The 22,818-nt window shown below is 32.9% G+C and carries 18 protein-coding genes and 1 pseudogene; 1 reads left to right on the top strand and 18 read right to left on the bottom strand.

Annotation, left to right across the window (positions count from 1 at the left end; translation table 11 throughout):
- Window positions 1-421: 421 nt before the first annotated feature.
- The 6 genes from FNK51_RS00355 to FNK51_RS00330 all read right to left on the bottom strand — a co-directional run bounded on the left by FNK51_RS00355 (window position 422) and on the right by FNK51_RS00330 (window position 6,418).
- Window positions 422-2,221, bottom strand: coding sequence for an ABC transporter ATP-binding protein (locus tag FNK51_RS00355; protein WP_141992115.1), 1,800 nt, complete (start codon window positions 2,219-2,221; stop codon window positions 422-424).
- A 224-nt stretch (window positions 2,222-2,445) separates the two neighbouring features.
- On the bottom strand, window positions 2,446-2,928 hold the full coding sequence (locus tag FNK51_RS00350) for a lasso peptide biosynthesis B2 protein (RefSeq protein WP_141992114.1): 483 nt from the start codon (window positions 2,926-2,928) through the stop codon (window positions 2,446-2,448).
- A gap of 33 nt (window positions 2,929-2,961) precedes the next feature.
- Window positions 2,962-3,252 carry a lasso peptide biosynthesis PqqD family chaperone gene (locus FNK51_RS00345; protein WP_141992113.1) on the bottom strand — a complete coding sequence of 97 codons (291 nt, stop codon included), beginning with the start codon at window positions 3,250-3,252 and terminating at the stop codon, window positions 2,962-2,964.
- Window positions 3,242-4,183 carry an HPr kinase/phosphorylase gene (locus FNK51_RS00340; protein ID WP_141992112.1) on the bottom strand — a complete coding sequence of 314 codons (942 nt, stop codon included), beginning with the start codon at window positions 4,181-4,183 and terminating at the stop codon, window positions 3,242-3,244. The genes FNK51_RS00345 and FNK51_RS00340 overlap by 11 nt, the downstream gene beginning before the upstream one ends.
- A gap of 147 nt (window positions 4,184-4,330) precedes the next feature.
- On the bottom strand, window positions 4,331-4,462 hold the full coding sequence (locus FNK51_RS00335) for a paeninodin family lasso peptide (protein WP_141992111.1): 132 nt from the start codon (window positions 4,460-4,462) through the stop codon (window positions 4,331-4,333).
- Window positions 4,463-4,477: 15 nt separating this feature from the next.
- Window positions 4,478-6,418, bottom strand: a complete 1,941-nt coding sequence (locus tag FNK51_RS00330) for a lasso peptide isopeptide bond-forming cyclase (RefSeq protein ID WP_141992110.1) — start codon at window positions 6,416-6,418, stop codon at window positions 4,478-4,480.
- A 639-nt stretch (window positions 6,419-7,057) separates the two neighbouring features.
- Here FNK51_RS00330 and FNK51_RS27025 point away from each other — a divergent pair.
- Entirely contained in the window at window positions 7,058-7,186 is a 129-nt protein-coding gene (locus FNK51_RS27025; RefSeq protein WP_286178535.1) for a hypothetical protein, read from the top strand.
- A gap of 981 nt (window positions 7,187-8,167) precedes the next feature.
- Here the strand turns inward: FNK51_RS27025 and FNK51_RS00325 are convergent.
- From FNK51_RS00325 to FNK51_RS00270, 12 genes and pseudogenes are all read right to left on the bottom strand, one after another.
- Window positions 8,168-9,895, bottom strand: coding sequence for a right-handed parallel beta-helix repeat-containing protein (locus FNK51_RS00325; RefSeq protein WP_141992109.1), 1,728 nt, complete (start codon window positions 9,893-9,895; stop codon window positions 8,168-8,170).
- Between the two features lie 1,367 nt (window positions 9,896-11,262).
- Entirely contained in the window at window positions 11,263-12,447 is a 1,185-nt protein-coding gene (locus tag FNK51_RS00320) for a nucleotidyltransferase domain-containing protein (protein ID WP_141992108.1), read from the bottom strand.
- A 137-nt stretch (window positions 12,448-12,584) separates the two neighbouring features.
- Entirely contained in the window at window positions 12,585-13,604 is a 1,020-nt protein-coding gene (rfbB, locus tag FNK51_RS00315; protein ID WP_141992107.1) for a dTDP-glucose 4,6-dehydratase, read from the bottom strand.
- A 1-nt stretch (window position 13,605) separates the two neighbouring features.
- Window positions 13,606-14,460 carry a dTDP-4-dehydrorhamnose reductase gene (gene rfbD / locus FNK51_RS00310; protein WP_141992106.1) on the bottom strand — a complete coding sequence of 285 codons (855 nt, stop codon included), beginning with the start codon at window positions 14,458-14,460 and terminating at the stop codon, window positions 13,606-13,608.
- Window positions 14,461-14,463: 3 nt separating this feature from the next.
- Complete coding sequence (rfbC, locus tag FNK51_RS00305; RefSeq protein ID WP_141992105.1) at window positions 14,464-15,024, bottom strand: dTDP-4-dehydrorhamnose 3,5-epimerase; 561 nt, start codon at window positions 15,022-15,024, stop codon at window positions 14,464-14,466.
- Window positions 15,021-15,923, bottom strand: coding sequence for a glucose-1-phosphate thymidylyltransferase RfbA (gene rfbA / locus FNK51_RS00300; protein ID WP_141992104.1), 903 nt, complete (start codon window positions 15,921-15,923; stop codon window positions 15,021-15,023). The genes rfbC and rfbA overlap by 4 nt, the downstream gene beginning before the upstream one ends.
- Entirely contained in the window at window positions 15,920-17,086 is a 1,167-nt protein-coding gene (wecB, locus tag FNK51_RS00295) for a non-hydrolyzing UDP-N-acetylglucosamine 2-epimerase (RefSeq protein WP_141992103.1), read from the bottom strand. Before wecB ends, rfbA begins: the two co-directional genes overlap by 4 nt.
- Before the next feature lie 41 nt (window positions 17,087-17,127).
- Window positions 17,128-18,285 carry a beta 1-4 rhamnosyltransferase Cps2T gene (gene cps2T / locus FNK51_RS00290; RefSeq protein ID WP_141992102.1) on the bottom strand — a complete coding sequence of 386 codons (1,158 nt, stop codon included), beginning with the start codon at window positions 18,283-18,285 and terminating at the stop codon, window positions 17,128-17,130.
- On the bottom strand, window positions 18,282-19,667 hold the full coding sequence (locus FNK51_RS00285) for a glycosyltransferase (protein ID WP_141992101.1): 1,386 nt from the start codon (window positions 19,665-19,667) through the stop codon (window positions 18,282-18,284). Before FNK51_RS00285 ends, cps2T begins: the two co-directional genes overlap by 4 nt.
- Window positions 19,664-20,908 (bottom strand): glycosyltransferase, encoded by a 1,245-nt coding sequence (locus FNK51_RS00280; protein WP_141992100.1) that lies wholly within the window; start codon window positions 20,906-20,908, stop codon window positions 19,664-19,666. The genes FNK51_RS00285 and FNK51_RS00280 overlap by 4 nt, the downstream gene beginning before the upstream one ends.
- A 293-nt stretch (window positions 20,909-21,201) precedes the next feature.
- Complete coding sequence (locus FNK51_RS00275) at window positions 21,202-22,506, bottom strand: O-antigen ligase family protein (RefSeq protein ID WP_141992099.1); 1,305 nt, start codon at window positions 22,504-22,506, stop codon at window positions 21,202-21,204.
- A gap of 78 nt (window positions 22,507-22,584) precedes the next feature.
- A pseudogene (locus tag FNK51_RS00270) lies at window positions 22,585-22,818 on the bottom strand (polysaccharide biosynthesis C-terminal domain-containing protein); the annotation flags it as partial.

Genomic DNA, 22,818 nt, shown 5'->3' with positions numbered 1-22,818 from the left:
GTGTCCATATTTCTCTCATTTGGTATAAAGGCATTAAAAAAAAATTCATCCTTTCTTAATTAACCCAGTCAATAGAGCAACCGCTCTCTAGATATGAGTCATAGCTTTTAATAGTTTCTCTTTCTTTAATTATATTTAATAATACCCAATATTTGATTGATTAATCCACATATTTGAAATTCATTTTTTATTTCTATTCTTTTCTAACTTATGCATTGTAATGTCATATAACCCTAATGTTAGACCTATTCATAAGAAATAAGCTTGTTACTTCATAACATTCAACGAACCTTTCGTTCTTTATTACAATTAAAAATGCTGGATATACAATTTATTCATTGTAATGTTAATTAACCTCATTTTCATATAGTATCTACTCAATGTTAAAAGAAAGGTCAGCATATCAGCTTTAATTAGAGAATCACACACTTGATTCCATTTGGATACCTAATAAGTTACTAAACATCCCTCTTTTTTCATTTGCTAATTGGTAATATTCACCGACCTGAATGATTTCTCCCTGATCCATGACCAGCACTTGATCGGCATTGCGAATCGTTGATAATCGATGCGCTATGACGATGATGGTCATTTTTCCTTTTAATCTTTCAATGGCGGATTGAATCTTCGCTTCGTTCTCCGTATCCAATGCACTTGTCGCTTCATCCAATACCAGGATGGCCGGTTTGCGTAAAATCGCTCTGGCTAACACTAGACGCTGCCTCTCTCCCCCCGATAGTCGGACACCCCGATCGCCGATGAGTGTATCCAGACCTTGTGGAAGCTTACTGACAAAATCAGCGGCTGCAGCGAACTCCAAAGATTCCCATATGGATTTCTCACTTGCATCAGGGTCAATGATCAGCAAATTTTCCCGTATTGTTGCATTAAAGAGAAATGGATCTTGCGGGATATAACTAATGGACCTCCGCAGTGATAATAATCTATCATTAGTAAGGGGAATCTCATCTATTCTAACTTCGCCCCTATTAGGATGATTCAACCCCATTAATATATCTATTAAGGTGCTTTTTCCGGCCCCTGATCGGCCAACAATAGCCGTCATTCGGTTAGAAGGAATGTGTATGTTTATATTTTTCAGGGCATAAGTGCTCTCATTTTGATCATAACTAAAATAAACATTATGACAATCCAACCCTCGTTTAATATCAATAGGCATGATATTTTTATAATCAGATTCATATAACTCTCTTGCATCTTTACATTCGTTTTGTAAATCCGACAATGCTTTAAAAGAAGGAAGCGTAGATCCTATTTGCTCTAAATTAGATTGAATGCTAGTAAACCTTGGCCATAACCTTGAAAAAATAACCGTTATCAGCATTAATTGTGCTGGCTGGGCCATGAACATCTTTATCGAAAAAAACACAAAAATGGCAATTAAGACTGAAGATACAATTTTGAAGATCATTTGGGAGGTAGTATTTAAAGTCGTTAACTTGATTCTGTTTTTTTCCATTCTCTCACTTAAAGACAGAAACCAATTCAAATGAGATTCCTCTAGAGAATTACTTTTGATATCTTTCATTCCATTAAGGTGATCAGTCATACCCGCTAAATAGGTTTGTGTTAGCTGATAGGTTTCCTTTCCAATAGACTGAGACTTTTTCACAAATTTCCGGGACGAAAAAATGAGAATGAACCCAAAGGCTATTATAAAACTCGTCATAGGAACAGATAAATAAAATGCTATACCGATTTGAATGAAAGTAAAAATAAGGGAGGATATAAACTGTAAAAATAAATTGATCCCTGCACTTACATTAAAGGTTTCATTTGTCATGATGTTGATAATATCGGATTTCCTCTTTTTTAAGTAAAATCCCCAATTGACTTGCAGCAGACTGCCATACGCCTCATCCCTTAACTTTCTAACAAAACCTTGTTGGATTTTCACTCCCAAGATTGTTTGATTCCGCTTAAATATACTTTGCCCCACCATTAATATCACATAAGTGCCAAGTATTATTAAAAGACTGAGCGTTTCCGGAATTCCGATGAATAATTCATTAACCCAGCTTAAGAAAGGCACTTCATCCGTTTTAATATCCATTACACCGGTCAATCCAATCAATGGGATCAATAAGAAAATTCCTACACTTTCTAAAAAGCCTATCAAAATCATACAAACAAGATTGATATACAATATTTTTCCTGAATAGTCATGTATTCGTTTTGTAAAAAGTAACAAATGCTTCATAACCATATCCTCCATTCGCAGCCCATATTTAATCGTTTTCCTCCATGTTACCGGTGGTACCATATTGTTATGTGGTAAAAGCGCGAAAATGGAAGGAAAGGTATCGGGTATCTGTTTTTCTAAGATTATTTTTCACAATGAAGATAGTAGGGTGGGGTGGTGATGCGTGGACACCTAGAATAAACCTTGGAGGGTTTATTTAGTTCAAATAGAATGTTTTCAGATTAACTAGACTCTTGTTCTTTCAGACCCTTAATCACGTTCTCTTTAGAGAACTTAGAAACAACAGTGAACCTATCCATCACTTCAGCTCCGGTTATATAAAAAGGTCCACTGCGCAGCCAAGCATGTGCAATGAGCCCTCCATTCTCATCTTTGGCTGTACCTAAATAAAGAGTGCTATCAATCTTTCGTTTATCCAGCATCTTCATAGCCGCCATTGCCTTTACAAGACACTGGCTTTCCCATATCGTGTAGCGGCTCATAATATTTATAGCCCGCGATACATTTGCTAAAATCTCTTTATCCGCTGCATTCAATTCATATGATGACTCTTTCATCTGTTCACCAAGTGTTGGAGCAACTTTTGAAAAGGAAATGCTTTTAAGATAGCGGGCCCTGCCTAAATGTAAAAAGGCTTCGATATACAGCAGCTTTGTCTTGAAGTTTAATTGAAGAAAAGTCTGAGCTTTCTTAACGATATTCATTGTTTTAGCCTCCTAGACTAAAGATTCATGATACTAGGAATGGATGCTGACTAAGCCTTGTGCTAACAATTGACTTAAAAAGTCCGTGACATGCTCTTTACAATCGGTTTGATCGACATTGTATTGTGACTGTAATGTTGTAACTAACTCTTGAATCGTAATGGGTTCCTTCATTAACTCCCAAATTTCCCCGCCCAGTTCACCTAAATTATAATATTTTCCGTTAGAAACGCTTAACATAACCTTTTCCCCATCCATGTCACTTACTATGTTTCCTGGACTTTGGCTATATAGATTTTTTGTATCAAGTTGATTAATATCCATGTACACTTTCCTCCCTTTTTAATGCATGCAAAATTATTTCGGATAAGTCCGGAGCCGTGAAACGATTCGTTGGTCTACGTAGTTGGAAAAACTCAATTTTCTTAATCATTTTGGCAGAAGTATTAAAATGCCAGTCCATCAATCCAGATCTTTGGATAAAAAAATTGCGGTATGTATGATGATACAATTTATAAAATCTTTGAAGAGATGGTATTGGCTTAATTTCTATCTCGGCATTTTCGCCCTTGATTAACTCAAATACACCAGCAAGCGGGAGTTGTTCGGTAATAAACTGATCTTGAACAGGAACAGCGAATTTATCTTCTCTCACAATGAGTGGCTGATAGTTATTTGAATCCATTTCAAAATGATTTAAGCTCTCCAGCCATAATTTTTGTTGTGGATATGAAGGTGTTACAATTGGGATATTTTCATCATTTAGTGTTACTGGTATGACATCATCACTCATGAGCTTATAGCCTCTTTTTAAAAAAGCTGAAGCAAGAGTGGATTTCCCAGCACCAGAATCACCAACGATCGCATATGCCTTTCCATCTATGGCTACCGCACTTCCATGTATAGGAAGGATTTTTCTTTGCATCAAAATGGCACCCATGCATGTTCCAAGGATATAAAGTCGAATCTCATCTTCTTGTGCCGCATCAATTGGACAAAACTCTATTCTATTACCGCTTTGGATCAAGAAAATGGCCGTCTTGGAAACTTGGAACATAATCCAGTCTTTCTTAATGACAAAATCATCTTCAGGAACTGAATGCTCAGACCATAATGCATGGAGATCAGCTTTTTCGATAGCAATATCCGTTTTATCATCCACTATATTAATAGGAAGCAATTCAGGCAAAGCCATATCACTTGAAACCGTTAAACCATACGCTTCATATACAGTCTTTGTTTTGATACCGATCATATAAATACCCCCGAACATAAATAACGACTCTTAATTAGACAGGTATAATGTTTAATACTTTGTTATTATTGAAGTCATACCCCTATTAACTGGATAAATAGGGGCTTAGGGGAATCCTAACAGACTTTGTTGCGTAAAGTAAAAAGTTTAACTGAAAGTTAAGTCACCTTTAGGTGTGTGTGATGGGAAAGCAGCATCTGTAAATTCCCCTTCAGTTCCAAGCATTGTTTGATTAACATCAAGAATTTCTAATTCAGGTTTTTTCCATTCCTTTTTCATAGTATTCACCTCCTTTTAATTGAATCGTTTTAAAAATCGGTACACAATTAAACTCCGCATTAGGAATTTATGGTCAGGATTCGTAGCAAGTTCAGGTCCAGTTCCTTTTTTAATCGTTACTAATGCATTCTTTATCGCTTGACCATCCAGGAATTCCAGAGCTTTATCATCCGTGCTAAGCTGCTCTATCTCCTCTATGAACACACCCCATTTAGGAAGCATACGGTGAATCCAATCTGCTCCTTGCACCCCCCTGTACCGTTGATTTAGCCTTACTTTATCGGGTAAGACATTCACTGTAGCATTTCGAATCAGGGCACGATCCATCCCATTCTGTACATATTGACTTTCCGGTAGTGATAAACAAAAGCGAATAACACGGATATCATTCGTCGGATCTCGCTTCCACAACTTGTATCGTAAGGAGAGCTTTGTGGAAAGCGTATTTCCTGCATTCCATTGAAAGATATCTTCAAAATGCTTTTTTCTTTCATTAAAAATATCAGAATTCGAATACCAGCCTGTTTCATCCATGCCAAATTCTTTAAATCTGTCATATACCCCTGTTCCTTCTGCAAATCTTGGATTGATTAATGAAGGAATTTTATATGGCACACCTTCCGGAAAGATCCGATCAATGATTGGGAATCCGATTCTTGCAATGGTTTTCACCTTTCGCAATCTAGATCCGCCAACATTATTCCTATATTGTTCCAACTCTTGATAGAGTCGAACCCACTTTAGCCTTTTTAATAGAAGGGAGTAATACTCTAAGGGGAATCCCCAGGAAATTGAAAAGTTCCCTCTATCTCCATTAAGTAAAACACCTATGTCATCCTCATTCGCTTTTTCAAACATCCCTTTCAACCAGAAAGAATTTTCAAAAAACTTATAGGGCATCTCCATGATGTCGAGAAAGTCTTCCATTTCAGAATAGGAGTCTTTCCACTTAAAGTCACAATAATGATCAATAATGCCACCAACATGTCCTACCGTCGATTTGATGAAAGGCCGCTCATCAGCCAATAAGTATTTAGGAGTAAAATCTTTAAAATCTTCGGGAGGAATATAACTATATGTATGTAGTGCAGTACTTTCCCGCTGCAATTTATTCACAGCAAAGCCAACAACAGCCCCAGAATCCAACCCACCACTTAACTGGGCACCAACTTTTCGATGTGTCCTTAATCTAGATGTAACAGCTTCCTGGAAGACACTTTGAAATGCTTCTATGTAATCTTCATTAGATTTAAGTTTTAACTTATCCCCTTGAGTTAAATAGGAATATCGTTTTAAAGTTACCCTATTATTTTCTATTATTAAGCTATGAGATGGTGGTATCTGATTTATGGTTGTATACGGCGTTAATGAAGAATCTACTGCATCAATCATTCCCGATACTGCCAAATACTCAGCAAGCCACTGCTCATTTAACTTTTTTTCAATAAAAGGTAATGATAAAAGTGGATCTATAGTCGTGCAAAAGGCAAATTTCTGATAGTTTTGATGATAATAAAGGGTTCTGCTACCAGAAAAATCCCTTGCCCCAAACAACTTCTGTTTCTTTTCGTCCCAAATGGCAAAAGCAAAATCCCCTACTAAGAATTTTGGAGCATCTTCACCCCACTTATAGTAGGAAAGTAGAATCAGTTCACTATCCGTCATGTCCTTTTGGTTGGATGGCTTAATTTGTAACCTCTGGAATAACTCATCACGATTATCAATAATGGCATCAGCAGTAATCGTACATCGCCTTTCAAAATCATAAAGCGGGAGCTGCTCTCCAACAGATTCAGGCGTGATCCATTGAGCATGACAACCGAGAAAAATCTTTTCTGTATGCCACATTTGGATAGAATCAGCAGGGTACTTTTGTAAAGCCGTCATCAAATTATGGCAATGTTGAAGATTCATAGGCTCTTCATTAAAATGATAAATACCGGCTATAGCACTCATGTTTTCCCCCTGATTGTTTTAATATGTGAATAATTACAATATCTTCTTTCGATGTTGGTTAAAAACTTTGATGAAAATACTTCTATCATCTGATTTAAAAAATTTCACCCCAACTAACTTTAAAGGTGTCCATATTTCTTTCATTTGTAATAGAGGCAATTATATTCATCCTTTCCTCATAGACTCAAGCAACTAGCTAATATTAAGTAATTTATTTCTATCTTTAATTGAAATATCATTATCTTCAATGATAATAAACAATAATTTTAAATTCTTCTAAAGAATAACCATATTATTTGATCTAATTTTTTAATTGTTTCTTCCTCAACGTAGGAATAAATACTTTTTCATACGGACTTTCGTAAGAACAAGTTGTTCTTTATAACGAATTACATAAGCTAAAATTACCACCTATTTATGCCTATGTCAACACCTATTTAACCCGTATATAAAAACCTTATAAAGTGTTTACACTTGAAAGAATGTGTTCGTCTTGAAACGTTATAATACATGTAAGAAAATATAATAACGAATTCAAAAAGACCAATGTAAATTTTTATCACTTGAGTAATCTTTGAAGAGGCTTTAGAAACAAATATGGTTTGTCAGAAGTAACTTATAGGTTTAGAAGAAGAGTCCATGACTCAGAAGGAATTAGCTGCATATAGAAGGAAAACATTGGTTTATCCCAAAAAAGGTTATTCCCATATTCTTGAGAAAGTAACCGAGACAGATTTCACCCAATTTATCGAGGAATCCAAGAATTAAAATTCTCGAGAAATAGTCATTATCAATCCCTTTAAATAGTTGTATCTATTCGCTAACAAGAAAACAAAGGAATAACAATTAAAATTCAGCTATATAACTTGGAAAACAGCCAGTTAAAAATTTTGTAGGAACTCCATTTGACATTCTAACACGGAACGAGCAAATAATATGTTTGCTGAAGTATTGGTTGGTTAGGTGCAGTACAGAAGCGATACAACAGCTTACTCATTGGACGGATCTTAAGCGTTCGCTATTGTATACTTGGAGTACTGGGTTCATAGAAGGAGCATAAATGAATTTCAAAGAAAATTATCATATACATCAGCTCGTATAGTATTTTTGCCGATAACACTGCTATATAGGATTTCACTAAAATTGCGAACGTATCAGTCTAGCAAGCTGAATTATCGCAAAAGAATTTACTCAATATACATGAAGTTAGTCGAGGAGTGACAGAATAGAGTATCAATTAAGGTACCCAGAATCGGCAAGTATTTTATGCTACAGATTAGCAGGAAGGACAGCAGTTGCAGAATCAGTCAGATTAAAAGAAAGTACACCTGTTGTTACAGTAACACAGTTCAAGAATTATAATTATAGAGCATTTATAAATCCATTTTTACGAGGTGAAGTTGTACTTACCATAATTCCCCCTATAGTCCCTCAACAGAATCTCAAAAGTTACAACCTAGAACCGATGCTGACAGCTAGGAGGTGCTACAATTAGAGTGTGACTCTATTGTTACTGCTAGGGTAATTCGTAAAATACCGATTTATACTGTTATATATTATTACCTCATTTCCCCAATTGATAATGATTCCAATTGTCATATCTAAGGAAAGTTATGTAGGTATACCTTATATTATTGAAAAATTTCTCATATCTCTATTTATCTTTATAACAATTGATTTTCTTTCTTTGTTTAAAATTTGTAAAGTATTCTCGACTTTGTTTAATTTTATGGATTACCCAACTGCTAACTATGTTACCGGGAAGCTCCTTGAAACCTCTCTTATAGACCCACCGTAAATCATTAATAATATACTTTCTCCAGTTGGGATATTTACAATACCCGTGGTTCCTTTAATTAAGACATTGGGAATAGATCGTGAAATAGATGTATTTCCGTTATACGTGTATAGAGTTACAAACCTAACTATTGTATCGTTCAAATCATCGATTTTAATAGAATTTACAGTTGTTACTTCGGTATTTACAAATACACCAAGATTTATATTAGAAATATCAATGGTGTTCGAGTTGTTTTTAAAAGAACTAAAAGCAGGTGAGAAAACACCTTGAACCATATAGTTATTAGTACCATCATTGTTATTTGCAAATGTTACGGTTGAAGAACTAGGGCGTTGTGCTACCACCTTTGCCATGCTGATAGCAAATCCAGTCATAGTGTTACCTGTTACATTAATACTCCCACTGTTAGTAAAGTCTATTTTTATTGGTTCAATTTTAGAGTACTTATTACGGGACACGTTATTTGCAATTGTCATGTGAGAGCTTCCCACGATTTTTATTGCATGTTCGTTTGGGAAATATATAGTGTTACCAACTATCGCTCCTACAAAAGAAGGTGAATTTTCAACAAGTATTCCTGTACGATTCTTAATATTAACACTGTCATCTTTAAATGTAAGGTTATTCTCACCAATGGTACAAGTCCTAATATCATCTAACCGAATCGATTCTTTTTTACTCCAAGCAACATTATTATTCTTTATCGTAAGGTTACTGCCATCTTTGCAATATACACCATGCTCAACTGCTTCGAAGAAATTATTCCCTTCAATAATTGTCCAATTAAATAGTTCTATATAAATATTGCTTTTTCTTACTTTTGAAGATGGGTTAAAGAAGAAGGTATTCCCTTTACAAATCAGTCCATCGATTCCCTTCATATGAAGGTTATAAATGTTACTAAAAGGCGTTTTGATGTTTCTAGCTTCGCAAAAATTATTATTAAAGGTTACATCTCCGACAAGATATGCTACTTCACCTTTAACAGTTTTAACATAGTTTATAAACACACTATAGTTACAATCAATAAATCTATTACTAGAAATATTGATACGCGAACAATGTTGCCCCCTTGGTATGGGTTCGAAACTAATGGCTTTAACACAATTATTGAAAGTACAATTTTGAATATCTACACCGAATACCCACTTTAATGTAATAGCATTCCTTAGTTCTTCACCTAAAAAATTCAGTCCTTTAACCGTAATCCCACCTGTGCCTGAGTACCTACTCATTTCAGACCTATCTAATCCGTGTAGCTTTAGGGTTCCCTTCAAACTCCCATTTCCGCTTATTGTGATATTAGAGGTTGAAACTGTTATATCTCCTTTGTAGATTCCAAAAGGTAAATGAATTTCTCCTCCGCCTTTACCAGCTACAAAAGTGACCGCTGCATTAAATGCAGTCGTGCTATCTTTTACTCCTGTTGGATCAGCTCCAAAGTCCTCCACTACGTCGACAAATATATTTTTTTGCTTTCTCTGCAAGGCCGCTGTATCCGCAGACTGTTCTGCTAAAACATCAGTAAGAGAAGCCCACTTTCCGTCTTTATCTTTAACCTTTGTCAGATCAATTCGTTGTAACAACATGTTTTCACCTTCCTTTTTTACTGAATAACCAAATATAAAAGCAAATAGAAAAAGCAAACTATTTTTCAGTAAGTTTCGTCGTTTCATTATATATCCCTCTCATAATAAGTTAATTTTTTTTAAGTCTACTCCCATTTTATTTAGTCAAAGTGTCGTACTTTAATAATTTTCACAAAAAGTGTTGATCGGATCGGTGAGACAACGGATAAATGTTATGAGCATCCTAGTACTCGTTCGGAAAGCGAGAAAGCAGTTTTATTGTCTTAGAACTCCCCCATATCCCAATGGATGCCGTGCATACGGATGATGATTATTATTACAAAAGTGTGCATCTTATCTGATAATCGTGAGCATTCACTTTTATTGTTTTTCTTGAACTAAAGCCATTTTATTAACAATCAATAACCAACATTGTTTTGAAGTTATTATATGTTACAGATTGATAAGATTCTTTTATTGAGACCAATAGTTTTTTTAGTGATATCATTGGTTGCTATTATTTAGCATACACTTAAAGATTATCTCTCCATTCTTGAAACAGAAGCTGAATTTGTTTGCAGTTATAATATATTAATCATCATGAACAATGGGCATATAAGGAGTAGACCTACTAAGTCTATTCTATTCTTAACGTGAAATATATGTTGAGTAACTCTACTTGTATATTGTGAGCTAAGATCAATATGAGAACTAAGCCCTCTGATGGGCTCTAATGAAGGGTGTGCGTTATTATCTATTAAGAACAGTTCTGTCGCATATAACGAAAAAAGAAAATCCTACAATTTTCTTAGAATGAAAACTAATAATGAAGCTAAATAACACCATCCGTCGTGATATATATTATATCTACTTCCGTACTTCTATTATAGACTAGAGAAGTCTCGTTTAAGCTAATTATCTAATTGAATAACCTTAAATTATGATGGAAAGGGACGATATTAGGGAATTCCCTTTGGTTAAAAAGATTTCTTGTACCTTTTGACACCATAACGCCCCTTGCTTTCAAGGTAAATGAGCTAATATTCCATCGTTGTTCTTTGTTTTTTGCTCGCGAATTGATACGACTATAAAAGGGACTGATAATGGCTTCTTCCTGAGATTTTAAATACCTTACATAGCTTTTCTATTTGGGATATTGGATATTGGATATTGGATACTGATTCTTGTGTTCTTCAATAATTTCGGTAAGATCTCTCACGGTTACCTTTTCGCGAATATGGACATAGCTTTTTAAATTATATCGACTTCCTGCTTTAAAACCTATTTAATTAATAGTTACTACTGATATGCCATATATTCTCCGCTTATTTTTTTTCCGAATTACATGAGTTATTTAGTCTACAATAGACTTCTTTAATTTATTATTATATTTCTTCTATTCTCACGTTCCGAGACGGACAGATCCTCAAATACATTTGTAAGGACTTAACTAAAATGTGTCTAAGAAACTATTATTACTTCCTATATGATTTTGTATACTTCGTTGCCGTTCTCCAGGCCCACAAAAAAGGACGAAACGGAAAATATAAAAAATGAATGGATTTAGGCAATCTCAATGTCTCTGCATCCGCAATAGTGGGATAAAATAACAATAAAATGGGATAAATTTTATGTAAATTTGATGACTTTAATGAAAATTGATATCGCTCATATTCATTAGTTAACATGATAGTCTCTAAAGGTAACATATCCTTCATGAAAAATATTGCCATTTGGGCTAGTTGCTTTGAACGATTTCTTACTTTTGATGTTTTCATTTCATCATAAATTGGAGTTTTTAAAAGCTGCGAAGCTAATATAAGTGCTTGTCCTACTATATGGATATTATTGTATTTCTTCAAGAGTAAATTAGTTTTGTCAAAATCAATCCCTTTTCCTAACAATTTGTCGATATCAAGCAACCAACGTAGACGAAACCAAGCATGACGAGCACCATGAGAAACAAGATATAAAAATAAATCCTCTTTTCCTAAAAAATGAACCGGATAGGTTGTTATAGTACTGACTCTTCTTCTTTCCCACAATTCGGAAAATGATGGTTCGCTCCAAGGCCGAGGTTGTAACCTCCAATGAATTTCCAGTTGGATATTCCTTTGAGGATGGAAATAAACCATGTGGTGACTCTTCCATTTCCATTCATTCAATATAAATGGATTTACCTTTTTTTCGTATCCACAATTCAGAAGAAGTTTTTCTGCTTTTTCAAGACAATTTATTGGGATTAATATATCTAAATCCTTAGAGGTTCTTAAAGAAATATCATCATAAATATCTGCTGCAATTACTGGTCCCTTTAAAAAAAGTACAGCGATACGATTTTCAGTAAATAATTTACTTACTTGTTCCATTTCTCTACATAATCCAAGCATTTGAAAAATGTTTTTCCTGTATTCTTGGTACAGAGTTTCAATAACACTTTTAGGTATAACATTTTCATTTAAATTCTTTAATTTTGAATAAATGACTGGATAAACACGATGATGCATGGCTAATTGAAGGAATAACTTCCAATCAATATTCTTATACGTTTCAACTAAGAATGGCACATATCTATCTTCATTTTCAGTCTTCATAATTTCAAGTAATAATTTCAATTCTTTAGGAATGAAATCCAAATCTAGATTACACCTGTTTTCCATTATCTACTCCTTCAATTTTTTCTTGTGAACTTAGTTCAATTTTCTACTTACTGTATTATACTTAATAGTAAGTTCGCAGCTTTTTGCATTTTTTAAAGGGACATAATTTTTACAAAGATTGCTATTAATAAGTATCATTAACTCATATACTGTTTGTCAAAATACGTTTGGTATTCCCCACTAATAATTGTGTCCCACCATTCTTTATTATCAAGGAACCACTGAATTGTTTGTTTAATACCTGTCTCAAAATTATAAGTTGGTTTCCAACCTAATTTTTCTAATTTAGTAGGATCTATTGCATATCGTTTATCATGACCAAGACGATCTTGTACAAACTCTATTAAGTCTTCCGATTTACCGAGAGTATTAATTATAGTTTTAACCACTTCTAAATTGGTCCGCTCGTTATGACCACCAACATTATATACTTCACCATTCATACCTTTATGAAGAACTAAGTCAATTGCTGTACAATGATCAAAAACATGCAACCAGTCACGGATGTTTTTTCCATCACCGTAAACAGGTACCTTTTGGTCATTTACTACCCGGGAAATAGTCAATGGTATTAATTTTTCAGGAAAATGATATGGACCATAGTTATTCGAGCAGCGAGTAATATTAACCGGCAATTGGAAGGTTTCGTAATATGACCGGACTAATAAATCAGAAGATGCCTTACTTGCACTGTATGGGCTATTCGGTTGTAACGGTGTATCTTCTGTAAAGAAAGTATTAGGGTCAAAATCTAATTCTCCGTATACTTCATCTGTCGATACATGAACAAATTTAGTAATCTTATTTTCCTTTGCTGCATCTAATAATACTTGTGTGCCTAGTACATTTGTCAAAACAAAGATCTCCGGATTCGTTATAGATCGATCCACATGGCTTTCAGCTGCAAAATGAACGACATAATCAAACTTCACTCGCTCGAACAAAGACATGATTGACTTACGATCCGCAATGTCTGCTTTAACAAAATGATAGTTTGGTTTATTTTCTATCTCCTGGTGCTTCGTTAAATCCCCTGCATAAGTTAATGAATCTAAGTTGTAAATATCATAATTCGGATACTTATTTACCATAAATTGAACAAAATTCCCGCCAATGAATCCTGCTCCGCCTGTCACTAGCATCTTTTGTTTCTTCATATCAATTCACCTCTTGATTTAGCTCTTCTATATACCGGTTTAAAGCATCTTCCCATTTAGGTAAAGCAACAAATCCACTGTCTATTAACTTTTGCTTAGACATTCTTGAATTTTTAGGCCGTACTGCCCTAGTTGGATATTCTTCAGTAGTAATCGAGTTTACCTTTACTCTTTTATTTGCGTATTTAAAGATTTCTCGAGCAAATTCTGCCCAGCTACAAAAACCATCATTTGAAGCATGGTAGATTCCAAAACGATTTGTTTGAATCATATCCAATAACAGACAAGACAAATCATAAGTATAGGTAGGAGAACCAAATTGATCACCTACTACATTTAATTCATCCCGCGACTCAGATAATTTAAGCATAGTTTTAATAAAATTATTTCCATTAGCACCAAAAACCCAAGAAATCCGCACAATAAAATAATTTTCCAAGAGAGATTGTACGATTTTCTCCCCTTCAAATTTGGTTAAACCATAATAACCAATAGGATTCGGGGAATCAGTTTCTTTAAATGGATCATTTCCCTGCCCATCCAACACATAATCCGTGCTAATATAAACAAATTTAGCTCCTATCTCTTTTGCGGCTTCTGCCAGGAACCTTGTGCCATTTACGTTAACATCATAACATCTTTCTTTATCATCTTCCGCTTTATCTACGGCTGTGTATGCAGCACAGTGAATAATAGCTTCCGGTTTTAATTCTGTAACATATTTAGATACGCATTCTTTATCAGTGATATCTAAATCACAAGAGCTGGTACCATACATCTCCAGCCCTCTATAATTACCTTCCTTGACCACATCAAAACCAAGTTGTCCACTATAACCAGTTACTAATACTTTCATGGCTTATTCTCCACTCACAAAATTATTTTCAGCATCCTTTAATAACGGAGCATTTTCATCTTTAGCAGATAACACAGGTTTAATATCCATCGGCCATTCAATACCGATTTCAGGGTCACTCCAAATAATCCCTCGATCATGCTCTGGTGAATAAAGTTCGTCTACCTTATACTGAACTTCTACATTGTCTGTCAAAGTCATAAACCCATGAGCAAATCCTTTTGGAACTAATAATTGTTTTTTATTTTCTTCACTAAGCTCTACTCCATACCACTCACCATAGGTAGGGCTTTCTTTTCGAATATCAATTGCTACATCAAAGATTGAACCTTTAGTACAACGGACAAGCTTTGTTTGTGCTTTTGGATCCTTTTGATAATGTAATCCTCGTAGCGTTCCTTTTGTGGCAGAAAATGAATGATTATCTTGTATAAAAACCGTGTCTATACCAGCCTTTTTAAAGTTCTCTTCATTATAAGTTTCAGTAAACCACCCACGGTGATCACCAAAAATTTTTGGTTCAATCACCATTACACCATTTAATTTGGTTTTAGTAATATTCATGATTTTGCACCCACTAAATTTTTATCGATTAATACTTGCTCAGCTAAGCGCATCATATATTTCCCGTATTCATTTTTCTTTAAGGGTTCAGCCAACTTTATGAGTTGATCTCTTGAAATATATCCTTTTCGATATGCAATCTCTTCTAAACAAGCAACCTTTAAACTTTGCCGTTTTTCTATCGTTTCTATAAAAGTAGAAGCTTCTAATAAAGATTCATGAGTCCCTGTATCTAACCATGCAAAACCACGGCCCATTAACTCTACTTGAAGCTTACCTCTCCGTAAATATTCCTCATTCACAGCTGTAATTTCCAATTCGCCCCGTTCAGAAGGTTTAATAGATTTAGCTATTTCAACTACATCGTTATCATAAAAATATAGTCCTGTTACGGCATAGGTTGATTTTGGAGTTTGCGGTTTTTCTTCAATAGAAACCGCCTTCCCATTTTCATCAAATTCAACAACTCCAAAGCGCTCTGGATCTTTAACATTGTAGCCAAATACAGTCGCTCCTTTTTTTTGACTGGCTACTCGTTCCAAAACTTTCGTAAAACCGTGCCCATAGAAAATATTATCACCTAGAACTAGAGCAACCGATTCATCACCAATGAAATCTTCTCCTATGATAAAGGCCTGTGCTAACCCATCTGGTGAAGGCTGGATAGCATAACTTAATTCGATCCCCAATTCTTTACCATCACCCAACAGTTGCTCAAATCTAGGCGTATCTTCTGGTGTTGATATGATTAATATATCCCGAATACCTGCAAGCATTAATACAGATAACGGATAATAAATCATTGGTTTATCGTAAACCGGAATTAATTGTTTTGATATCGACTTAGTTATAGGATAAAGGCGTGTACCACTTCCACCTGCTAATATAATTCCTTTCATATTTTTATCGCCTCAGTTGTATGAAAATCTAATGGTTTTTTATCATTTAGACCAAAGTGATGTAAAATCCCTTCTACTATTCTACTTGATGCCTCACCATCTCCATATGGATTTGATGATTGAGCCATCTTGTCATATGCGACTTTGTCTATTAACAACTTATTAGCTAAATTGAATATCACATTTTCATCTGTTCCAGCTAATTTTAATGTTCCAGCCTCTATTCCTTCTGGTCTTTCAGTTGTATCTCTAAGAACCAGCACAGGTACACCTAATGAGGGAGCTTCTTCTTGAACACCACCCGAATCAGTCATAATTAAGTATGCTTTGGATGCAAAATTATGAAAATCAATTACATCGAGCGGATCTATTAAATGAATACGGGGATGTTCCCCAAGGATTTCATTTGCGATTTTTTGAACAATAGGATTCATATGAACAGGATATACTACTATTGTATTTTCGTGGCAATCAACTATTCTCTTAATAGCTTTGAAAATATTTCTCATAGGTTCACCCAAATTTTCTCTGCGATGAGCTGTAACTAAGATTAATCTTTTGTCACCGATAGAATCCAAAATAGGATGACTATAGTCATCTAATATAGTCGTTTGTAGAGCATCGATAGCCGTATTACCAGTCACATAGACATTTTTCTCTTTCTTATTTTCTTTTATAAGATTCGAAGCAGCTTTTTTAGTTGGCGCAAAATGTAAATCAGCTAAAACACCTGTCAATTGACGATTAGCTTCTTCTGGATAGGGAGATAACATATTCCCTGTGCGTAAACCTGCTTCTACGTGCCCAATAGCTATTTGATTATAAAATGCAGCCAAACTAGCAATAAATGTTGTCGTAGTGTCTCCATGAACCAATACTAAATCTGGCTTGACTTCTTGTATGACTTTATTCAATCCGTCTAATCCCCTTGTTGTAATATCAACTAGGGTTTGGTTAGCTTTCATAATATTTAAATCGTAATGAGGCTTTATCTTAAATATATCTAAAACCTGATCTAACATTTCCCTATGTTGTGCTGTAACAACTACAACTGATTCTATTTGTTCCTTATATTTTTCTAATTCTAATACTAGAGGAGCCATTTTTATAGCTTCTGGTCTTGTACCAAATACAGTCATTACCTTAAGTTTTTTATTTAGCATAGTTCTCACTCCATAAGAAACCTTGCTTTATACAGCAAGGTTTAATTTTTTGAAAATAAAGTTTCATATTCATTAACAATTTTATCCCATGAGTATTCTTTTCTTATTCTTTCCTTAGCTGCTTTACCTAGGTTCTCAATCTGAATTGGAGTATAATTCTCCACTTCTTTAATTAAATTAGTAAGTGAATTTGTTTCTTTAGAAAAATAAACAGCTCCATCTTTTCCAACTTCTTTATTGAATACAACATCCAAAAGTAAATTTAAATTTGTAGAAGCCAATGCTTCTAAAAGTGAAGGATTTGTCCCACCCACTTCATGACCATGGAAATATCCATAAGCATTTTCTCTTATTTTTTTAAGTAACTCTTGATTATAAACCGTTCCCACAAACTTTATACGATGATCTTTTTCAAAGTTGGTTGTTTGTTTCAGCTGTTCATAAAAAGCATTTTCCTCAACATTAGCAATTAGAATAAAATCTTTTGTAGACGAGGAATTCATAAACTCTTTTATCATTAATTCATAATTGTTTTCAGGAACAAATCGTCCAACAACTAAATAATACTCTTTAGACTGAATTTGATGCCTTTCATACCAATCGAAAAGTTGTTTATCCTCATTACTCAAAATAGACGGGGTAATATCAGCACCGTAAGCAATAAATGTTGTTTTAGGTTTAAATGCTGCATAATCGGTATGTATATAACTCTCTATCCCTATAGAGTCACAGACTAATAAATCTGCATTTTTCACCATTAATTTTTCAGATATCTTCCAATAGCGCTTTACCCAGTAATTCCATTTACTTCGTTTCCATTCGTGTCCATCAGGATTCACAAAAACTTGTGCCCCAAGTTTATCTAACTGCTTTTTATAATATGAAAAGAAAGGACCAATTCGGCAAGCTAAAATATATACAATACAGTTCTTAAGCTGATTCTCCTTAATATAACGAATACTTTCTTGTAAACTTAAAATATCATATAGTACCGCTCTAGCGCTTCCAACTTTGGGTACCTTCACATTAAAACAGCGTGCTTTGTTATGATAGAATTCACTATTATCTTCACCTAAACATGAAACATGATACATGATATTATTATTTACCTTACGTGCTGTTAAATACTCTACAAATGTTTCAAATCCACCGTACTTAGCCGGAATACCTTTAGAACCTATGACAAATATATTTTTCATACCAAAACTCCTAAAACTTCTTTATATAAAGTTTCTATATCTCTCGCATGTTTTTCAAGAGCATATGGAAAATCATCATTATTAATATAATCGTTCATTTTTTTAAGAATATTTCTATCATTTATTAACTTTTCTAAAATTGTCTCAAGCTCGTTCGTTTCAGGGTTAAAGATCACTCCCGTTTCCCCATCCCTTATTATATCTTTACATCCTACATGATCTGATACTATTATCGGTACTCCATAGGATAAAGCTTCTAACCCAATAAATCCAAAAGTTTCTTTACAAATACTAGGAACAATTAAAACATCTGTATTATCGAATATATTTTCCATTTCATCATAATGATATCGACCATGAAAGGTTATATGATCTTGTTCAGCTTGATCTAGTGCTATCTTATTATTGTTACCATACACATTCAATTTCCAGTTCTTTTGGTCGCGCCTTAACAATCTACTAACTGACTCACGAAGAAGAGGAAAACCCTTATATTTTTCTGTTGGACCTAAAAAACTAATCTTTAGAGGTGTATCATTATTGTAAGTTTTCTTTTTTCTATTATCAAAAATATTATTATGTGAAATTGGTAAGACGGTACCTTCAATATCTAAAAATTTCCTGAATTCATGCTTCGTGACTTCACTATTAAAATGGAAATAATCTATGAGATGAAAAATCTCAAAATAATATTTTCTTAAATTAGTGAATTTTGTGGCTAATACTAAATCAACCTTCTCACTTTGCAATAATTCTTCAGATATTTTTTCATTTATAATTTCATTTTTTCTTCTTCTTAATTCCTTAACCAATTTATTATCTTTAAAAGTACGATACGTTTTTGATTGCATAAAATATATTAATGGTAAGCTATAAGCATTTTGGTTACATGTAACACACTTGCGTCCTCCATCATTATCCAAACAGACATTCCCATTTGAATCTATCAAATTCACCTTAGGGCAAATTCCATAGTAGTCATGGGTAGAAAACACCATTTTTATCTTTAAGTCCTTCGCAGCCAGAAAAAATTCCTTATGAATTCCCATTAGAGTATGAATATGAATTATATCTGGATTTACTTTCTTTAAGAAAGAACTATAAATATTCTTAGGATAGACATTTTTCATGAATTTTTCTGGATTACCAATACCACCCAAAAGAGGAATGGGCAATGGATTTACAATTTCAAAAACTTTTAATCCTTGGGTTCCCGTTCCTGCAGCGATTGATGTTTTTTTACTAATATTGTAATTACCTGGAAAAAGCAAAAAAACCTTGTATCCTTTTTTTACTTGGTGATTCATTAAATCAACAGAATATTTTGTAAGCCCCCCAGTTCTATAAGGAGGTAAACCTAATGAATAATGCAAAACATTCATATTTTAACATCCTTCTCAAAATCATTAATAGCAGTATTAATAACGTTTGTTATATCCATAGCTTGTTGTTCGCGAGAATATTTTTTCCTATCTGAAAAGTCATAACTTTTTTTCATAATTTCCGATAATGCTTGGACAATTGAACCCACATTATGCTTCGCAGCCACGCCATACTTAGGCTCAATTAATTTAATTAATTCTTTATCTTCTGTTACAGCTAATATAGGTTTACATGAACCAATATATTCAAAAGTTTTACCTGGTATAGCATAGTCACTTCCCTTTTTATGAGTAAGAATAACAGCAATATCCGATTTTTTTAATATTTCGATTGCTTCCTCATGAGGCTTGGTACCTAATATATTTATTTTAACTCTATTTCTATTTATATTACTTAAATCTGTTACAGCTTCATTATCCAGTACTCCAACTATATTTAAGACTATTTCTTTATTAGCATACTCAGAATACTTGTCTAATGCTTTTATTAGATCCGTAATATTCCTCCCTTTATATATCGATCCAATATGAGAAAAGATTATTTGTTTTTTCGTTACAAATTCTGGATTAAATTCACAATCAATAAATTTTTTATAGTCATAGCCATTCCTTATTAATTTCAAATCAACTGTTTTATTGTTTATTAAATTACTATAATATTTCTTTATCCCCTCAGACAATGCAATTAATTTATCAGCGTTTTCTAATAAAATTGTTTCTGCCTTAGCATATACTCGCCTAGGATTACCAATCCCAATCGAATGATTTAAGATATCTCTAATTTCAACCACAACTGGAATAGTAGGGTATTTTTTCTTTATATACTTTAATATATATAATCCGTATACATCTGGCACTGTAACGAAAACACAATTAATATTGTTTACAGAGATATCATTTTCCAAACTTTTTAAAAAGAGCTTATTTTTTTTATAAAAAAGAGTTTTGCTTAATTTTAAATTTCTCCAAATTTTTAATATAAACGGTTTCCGTAAAAAAGAACTTAATTTCCTTTTTTTGTTTGAATGGTCCTCTAAAGAAGATGAATAATTGGTTTCAAATGTAGTAAACTTATAATTTTTTATGGAATAAATACTATCCATTGCTCCAAAGTTAATATTATTTACTACATACAGATTAAAATTCCCCTTTATTTCTTTCATTAATTCTGCATATCTAACAGAAGCAACAACTGGTTCCCCTTCAATATAATCAGATATTATTAATAAATTTTTTTTCATCTATATTCCTTCTATCATTTTGTTATTTTTAATTTTAGATGGATTAACGTAATATTGTTAAAATATCGTAAGCAGAAAGGGATAGGTTTTAAAAATATCACCTACAATTTGATAAGTTGATCAAATACTTTTAGCTAAGAGACATTATTATTACGAAACTCAATTTATCAAACTGCTAAAAAAACGACGATTGGTATCTTTTAAACTTTAATTTCTCTATCTAGTTAGAATTAAAAACACAAGGGGCTTTTTTATAACAAGGATTTTTTTATCCTTATACCCTGAAAACCTATTTAATCTTCTAAAAATACCGCACTATATAACATAATAAAAAAGATGAAATTCGGGATAGAATAATATTGATTTGGATTAAAATTAGATACAATTAAAAATCCAATCAATAATATTGGTATAAACCATTTCTGGTTTATTTTTTTAAAACCCCTGAATGCTATATAAACTAATAAGGTTATAAAACAGATGAAATTAAATATTCCTTGTTCAACCAGTACATTTAATAACTGAGAGTGAATTACTATATCCTGGATATGAAAATTCGCAAACAAAGAAAAGGTATACTGCCCTGCCCCTATTCCGAGCAAAGGTAGATCAGAAAGAATTAATTTAACATTTTCAAACTGATAAAAGCGTGATAAGTGCGTAGCTCCTCTATCAATAAATAAAACTTTATAAATATTATCAAAAAAGAAATAAATTATTAAACTGAATATTCCTAGAAGAAAAGTAGCAAAAAAGATTTTTAGAGCGACATGTAATTTATCCTTTGACCTGATAATAATAAAACAAAGAATCACTTCAATTAGAATCGCTAAATATCCTATCCTTGTTATAGTTAAAATACAGAAAATTAAATTAAAAATAATAGCAATAAACCCTATTATTTTATTGTACTTATAAAAATATAATATAAGTATAGGCATAAAAATAGCTGCAAGGTTTCCAGCTCCATTACTGGCACCTACTATACCTATAGCCCTTTTTGTTAAATTTCTCCCTTCTGTGTAAATAATATCCGACTTGTTAGAAAATAATAAAAAAGAAGCATTAAAAATATACTGCAAGAAACCTATTACTGAGTTAATTATTGATAATATAACAATCGCTATTATTATTTGTTTTAGCTTTAGACCGTTTTTACTTAATATATAAATAACTATACCTACCAATAATAAATCTATTAATAGGTTTAAATTATTGAAAAACAAAATGTAATTATAAATTTCCGAGTATAATAATTGTAATAATAAAGAAATTATCATCAGAAAAAACAATAATATTATAAACTTTATGATTTTTCCTTTGTAAGAAAAATCATATTTCATTTTAATATTTTTCTGCTTTTTAATAACCGAAATAGTAAAAAACGCCCATATTATTGTAACATTAATAAAAGTTAGTAAGGACACGTAGATAGGTTTGTTAAAAATCACGACATTAATTCCAAGATTTGAACTAAAGGTAAAAAAAACTGTAAAAAGAATGCCCCCATTTAATAAGGTATACTTTTTACTTGAATATAAAAAAATAATCGATGTATATAAAGTTGATAACAAAAGTAGTAATATTAAAAATTTCATAATCTACTCCATTCTGGGAATACTCTTCTTTATTTTGGTTGAATCTACATTTAAAACACTCCTTTAGCTTCTTCAAATTTATTTTCTTTTCATTACTTTTTTAAATAGGAATGCATTAATAAAGATTGTGATAAAATAAACCAATGAATTTGCAATCGCTCCACCAATCATTTCAAAATTTTTAATTAAAATGTAATTTAAAATAACATTTAATGTGAACGAGCACAAACTAACATAAAAATTTATATTTGATTTTCCTAGACTCATTAATGTCATGCCTTTAGGAGAATAAATACTCCAACATATAAAACC

The organism is Bacillus sp. B4EP4a, from assembly GCF_006680105.1.
Classification (GTDB): Bacteria; Bacillota; Bacilli; order Bacillales; family DSM-1321; genus Peribacillus; species Peribacillus simplex_E.
The sequence above is the reverse complement of the archived record's forward strand: the minus strand, read 5'-3'. Positions and strand labels throughout refer to the sequence as shown.

What these genes read in the sequence shown, in the direction of transcription:
- FNK51_RS00335 (WP_141992111.1), bottom strand. Translation starts at nt 4,462, where the DNA reads ATGAAAAAGGAATGGAAAAAACCTGAATTAGAAATTCTTGATGTTAAT.
- FNK51_RS00330 (WP_141992110.1), bottom strand. Translation starts at nt 6,418, where the DNA reads ATGAGTGCTATAGCCGGTATTTATCATTTTAATGAAGAGCCTATGAAT.
- cps2T (WP_141992102.1), bottom strand. Translation starts at nt 18,285, where the DNA reads ATGAAAAATATATTTGTCATAGGTTCTAAAGGTATTCCGGCTAAGTAC.
- FNK51_RS00350 (WP_141992114.1), bottom strand. Translation starts at nt 2,928, where the DNA reads ATGAATATCGTTAAGAAAGCTCAGACTTTTCTTCAATTAAACTTCAAG.
- FNK51_RS00285 (WP_141992101.1), bottom strand. Translation starts at nt 19,667, where the DNA reads ATGAATGTTTTGCATTATTCATTAGGTTTACCTCCTTATAGAACTGGG.
- rfbD (WP_141992106.1), bottom strand. Translation starts at nt 14,460, where the DNA reads ATGAAAGTATTAGTAACTGGTTATAGTGGACAACTTGGTTTTGATGTG.
- FNK51_RS00275 (WP_141992099.1), bottom strand. Translation starts at nt 22,506, where the DNA reads ATGAAATTTTTAATATTACTACTTTTGTTATCAACTTTATATACATCG.
- wecB (WP_141992103.1), bottom strand. Translation starts at nt 17,086, where the DNA reads ATGCTAAATAAAAAACTTAAGGTAATGACTGTATTTGGTACAAGACCA.
- rfbC (WP_141992105.1), bottom strand. Translation starts at nt 15,024, where the DNA reads ATGAATATTACTAAAACCAAATTAAATGGTGTAATGGTGATTGAACCA.
- FNK51_RS00320 (WP_141992108.1), bottom strand. Translation starts at nt 12,447, where the DNA reads ATGGAAAACAGGTGTAATCTAGATTTGGATTTCATTCCTAAAGAATTG.
- rfbA (WP_141992104.1), bottom strand. Translation starts at nt 15,923, where the DNA reads ATGAAAGGAATTATATTAGCAGGTGGAAGTGGTACACGCCTTTATCCT.
- rfbB (WP_141992107.1), bottom strand. Translation starts at nt 13,604, where the DNA reads ATGAAGAAACAAAAGATGCTAGTGACAGGCGGAGCAGGATTCATTGGC.
- FNK51_RS00345 (WP_141992113.1), bottom strand. Translation starts at nt 3,252, where the DNA reads ATGGATATTAATCAACTTGATACAAAAAATCTATATAGCCAAAGTCCA.
- FNK51_RS00355 (WP_141992115.1), bottom strand. Translation starts at nt 2,221, where the DNA reads ATGAAGCATTTGTTACTTTTTACAAAACGAATACATGACTATTCAGGA.
- FNK51_RS27025 (WP_286178535.1), top strand. Translation starts at nt 7,058, where the DNA reads ATGACTCAGAAGGAATTAGCTGCATATAGAAGGAAAACATTGGTTTAT.
- FNK51_RS00280 (WP_141992100.1), bottom strand. Translation starts at nt 20,908, where the DNA reads ATGAAAAAAAATTTATTAATAATATCTGATTATATTGAAGGGGAACCA.
- FNK51_RS00325 (WP_141992109.1), bottom strand. Translation starts at nt 9,895, where the DNA reads ATGAAACGACGAAACTTACTGAAAAATAGTTTGCTTTTTCTATTTGCT.
- FNK51_RS00340 (WP_141992112.1), bottom strand. Translation starts at nt 4,183, where the DNA reads ATGATCGGTATCAAAACAAAGACTGTATATGAAGCGTATGGTTTAACG.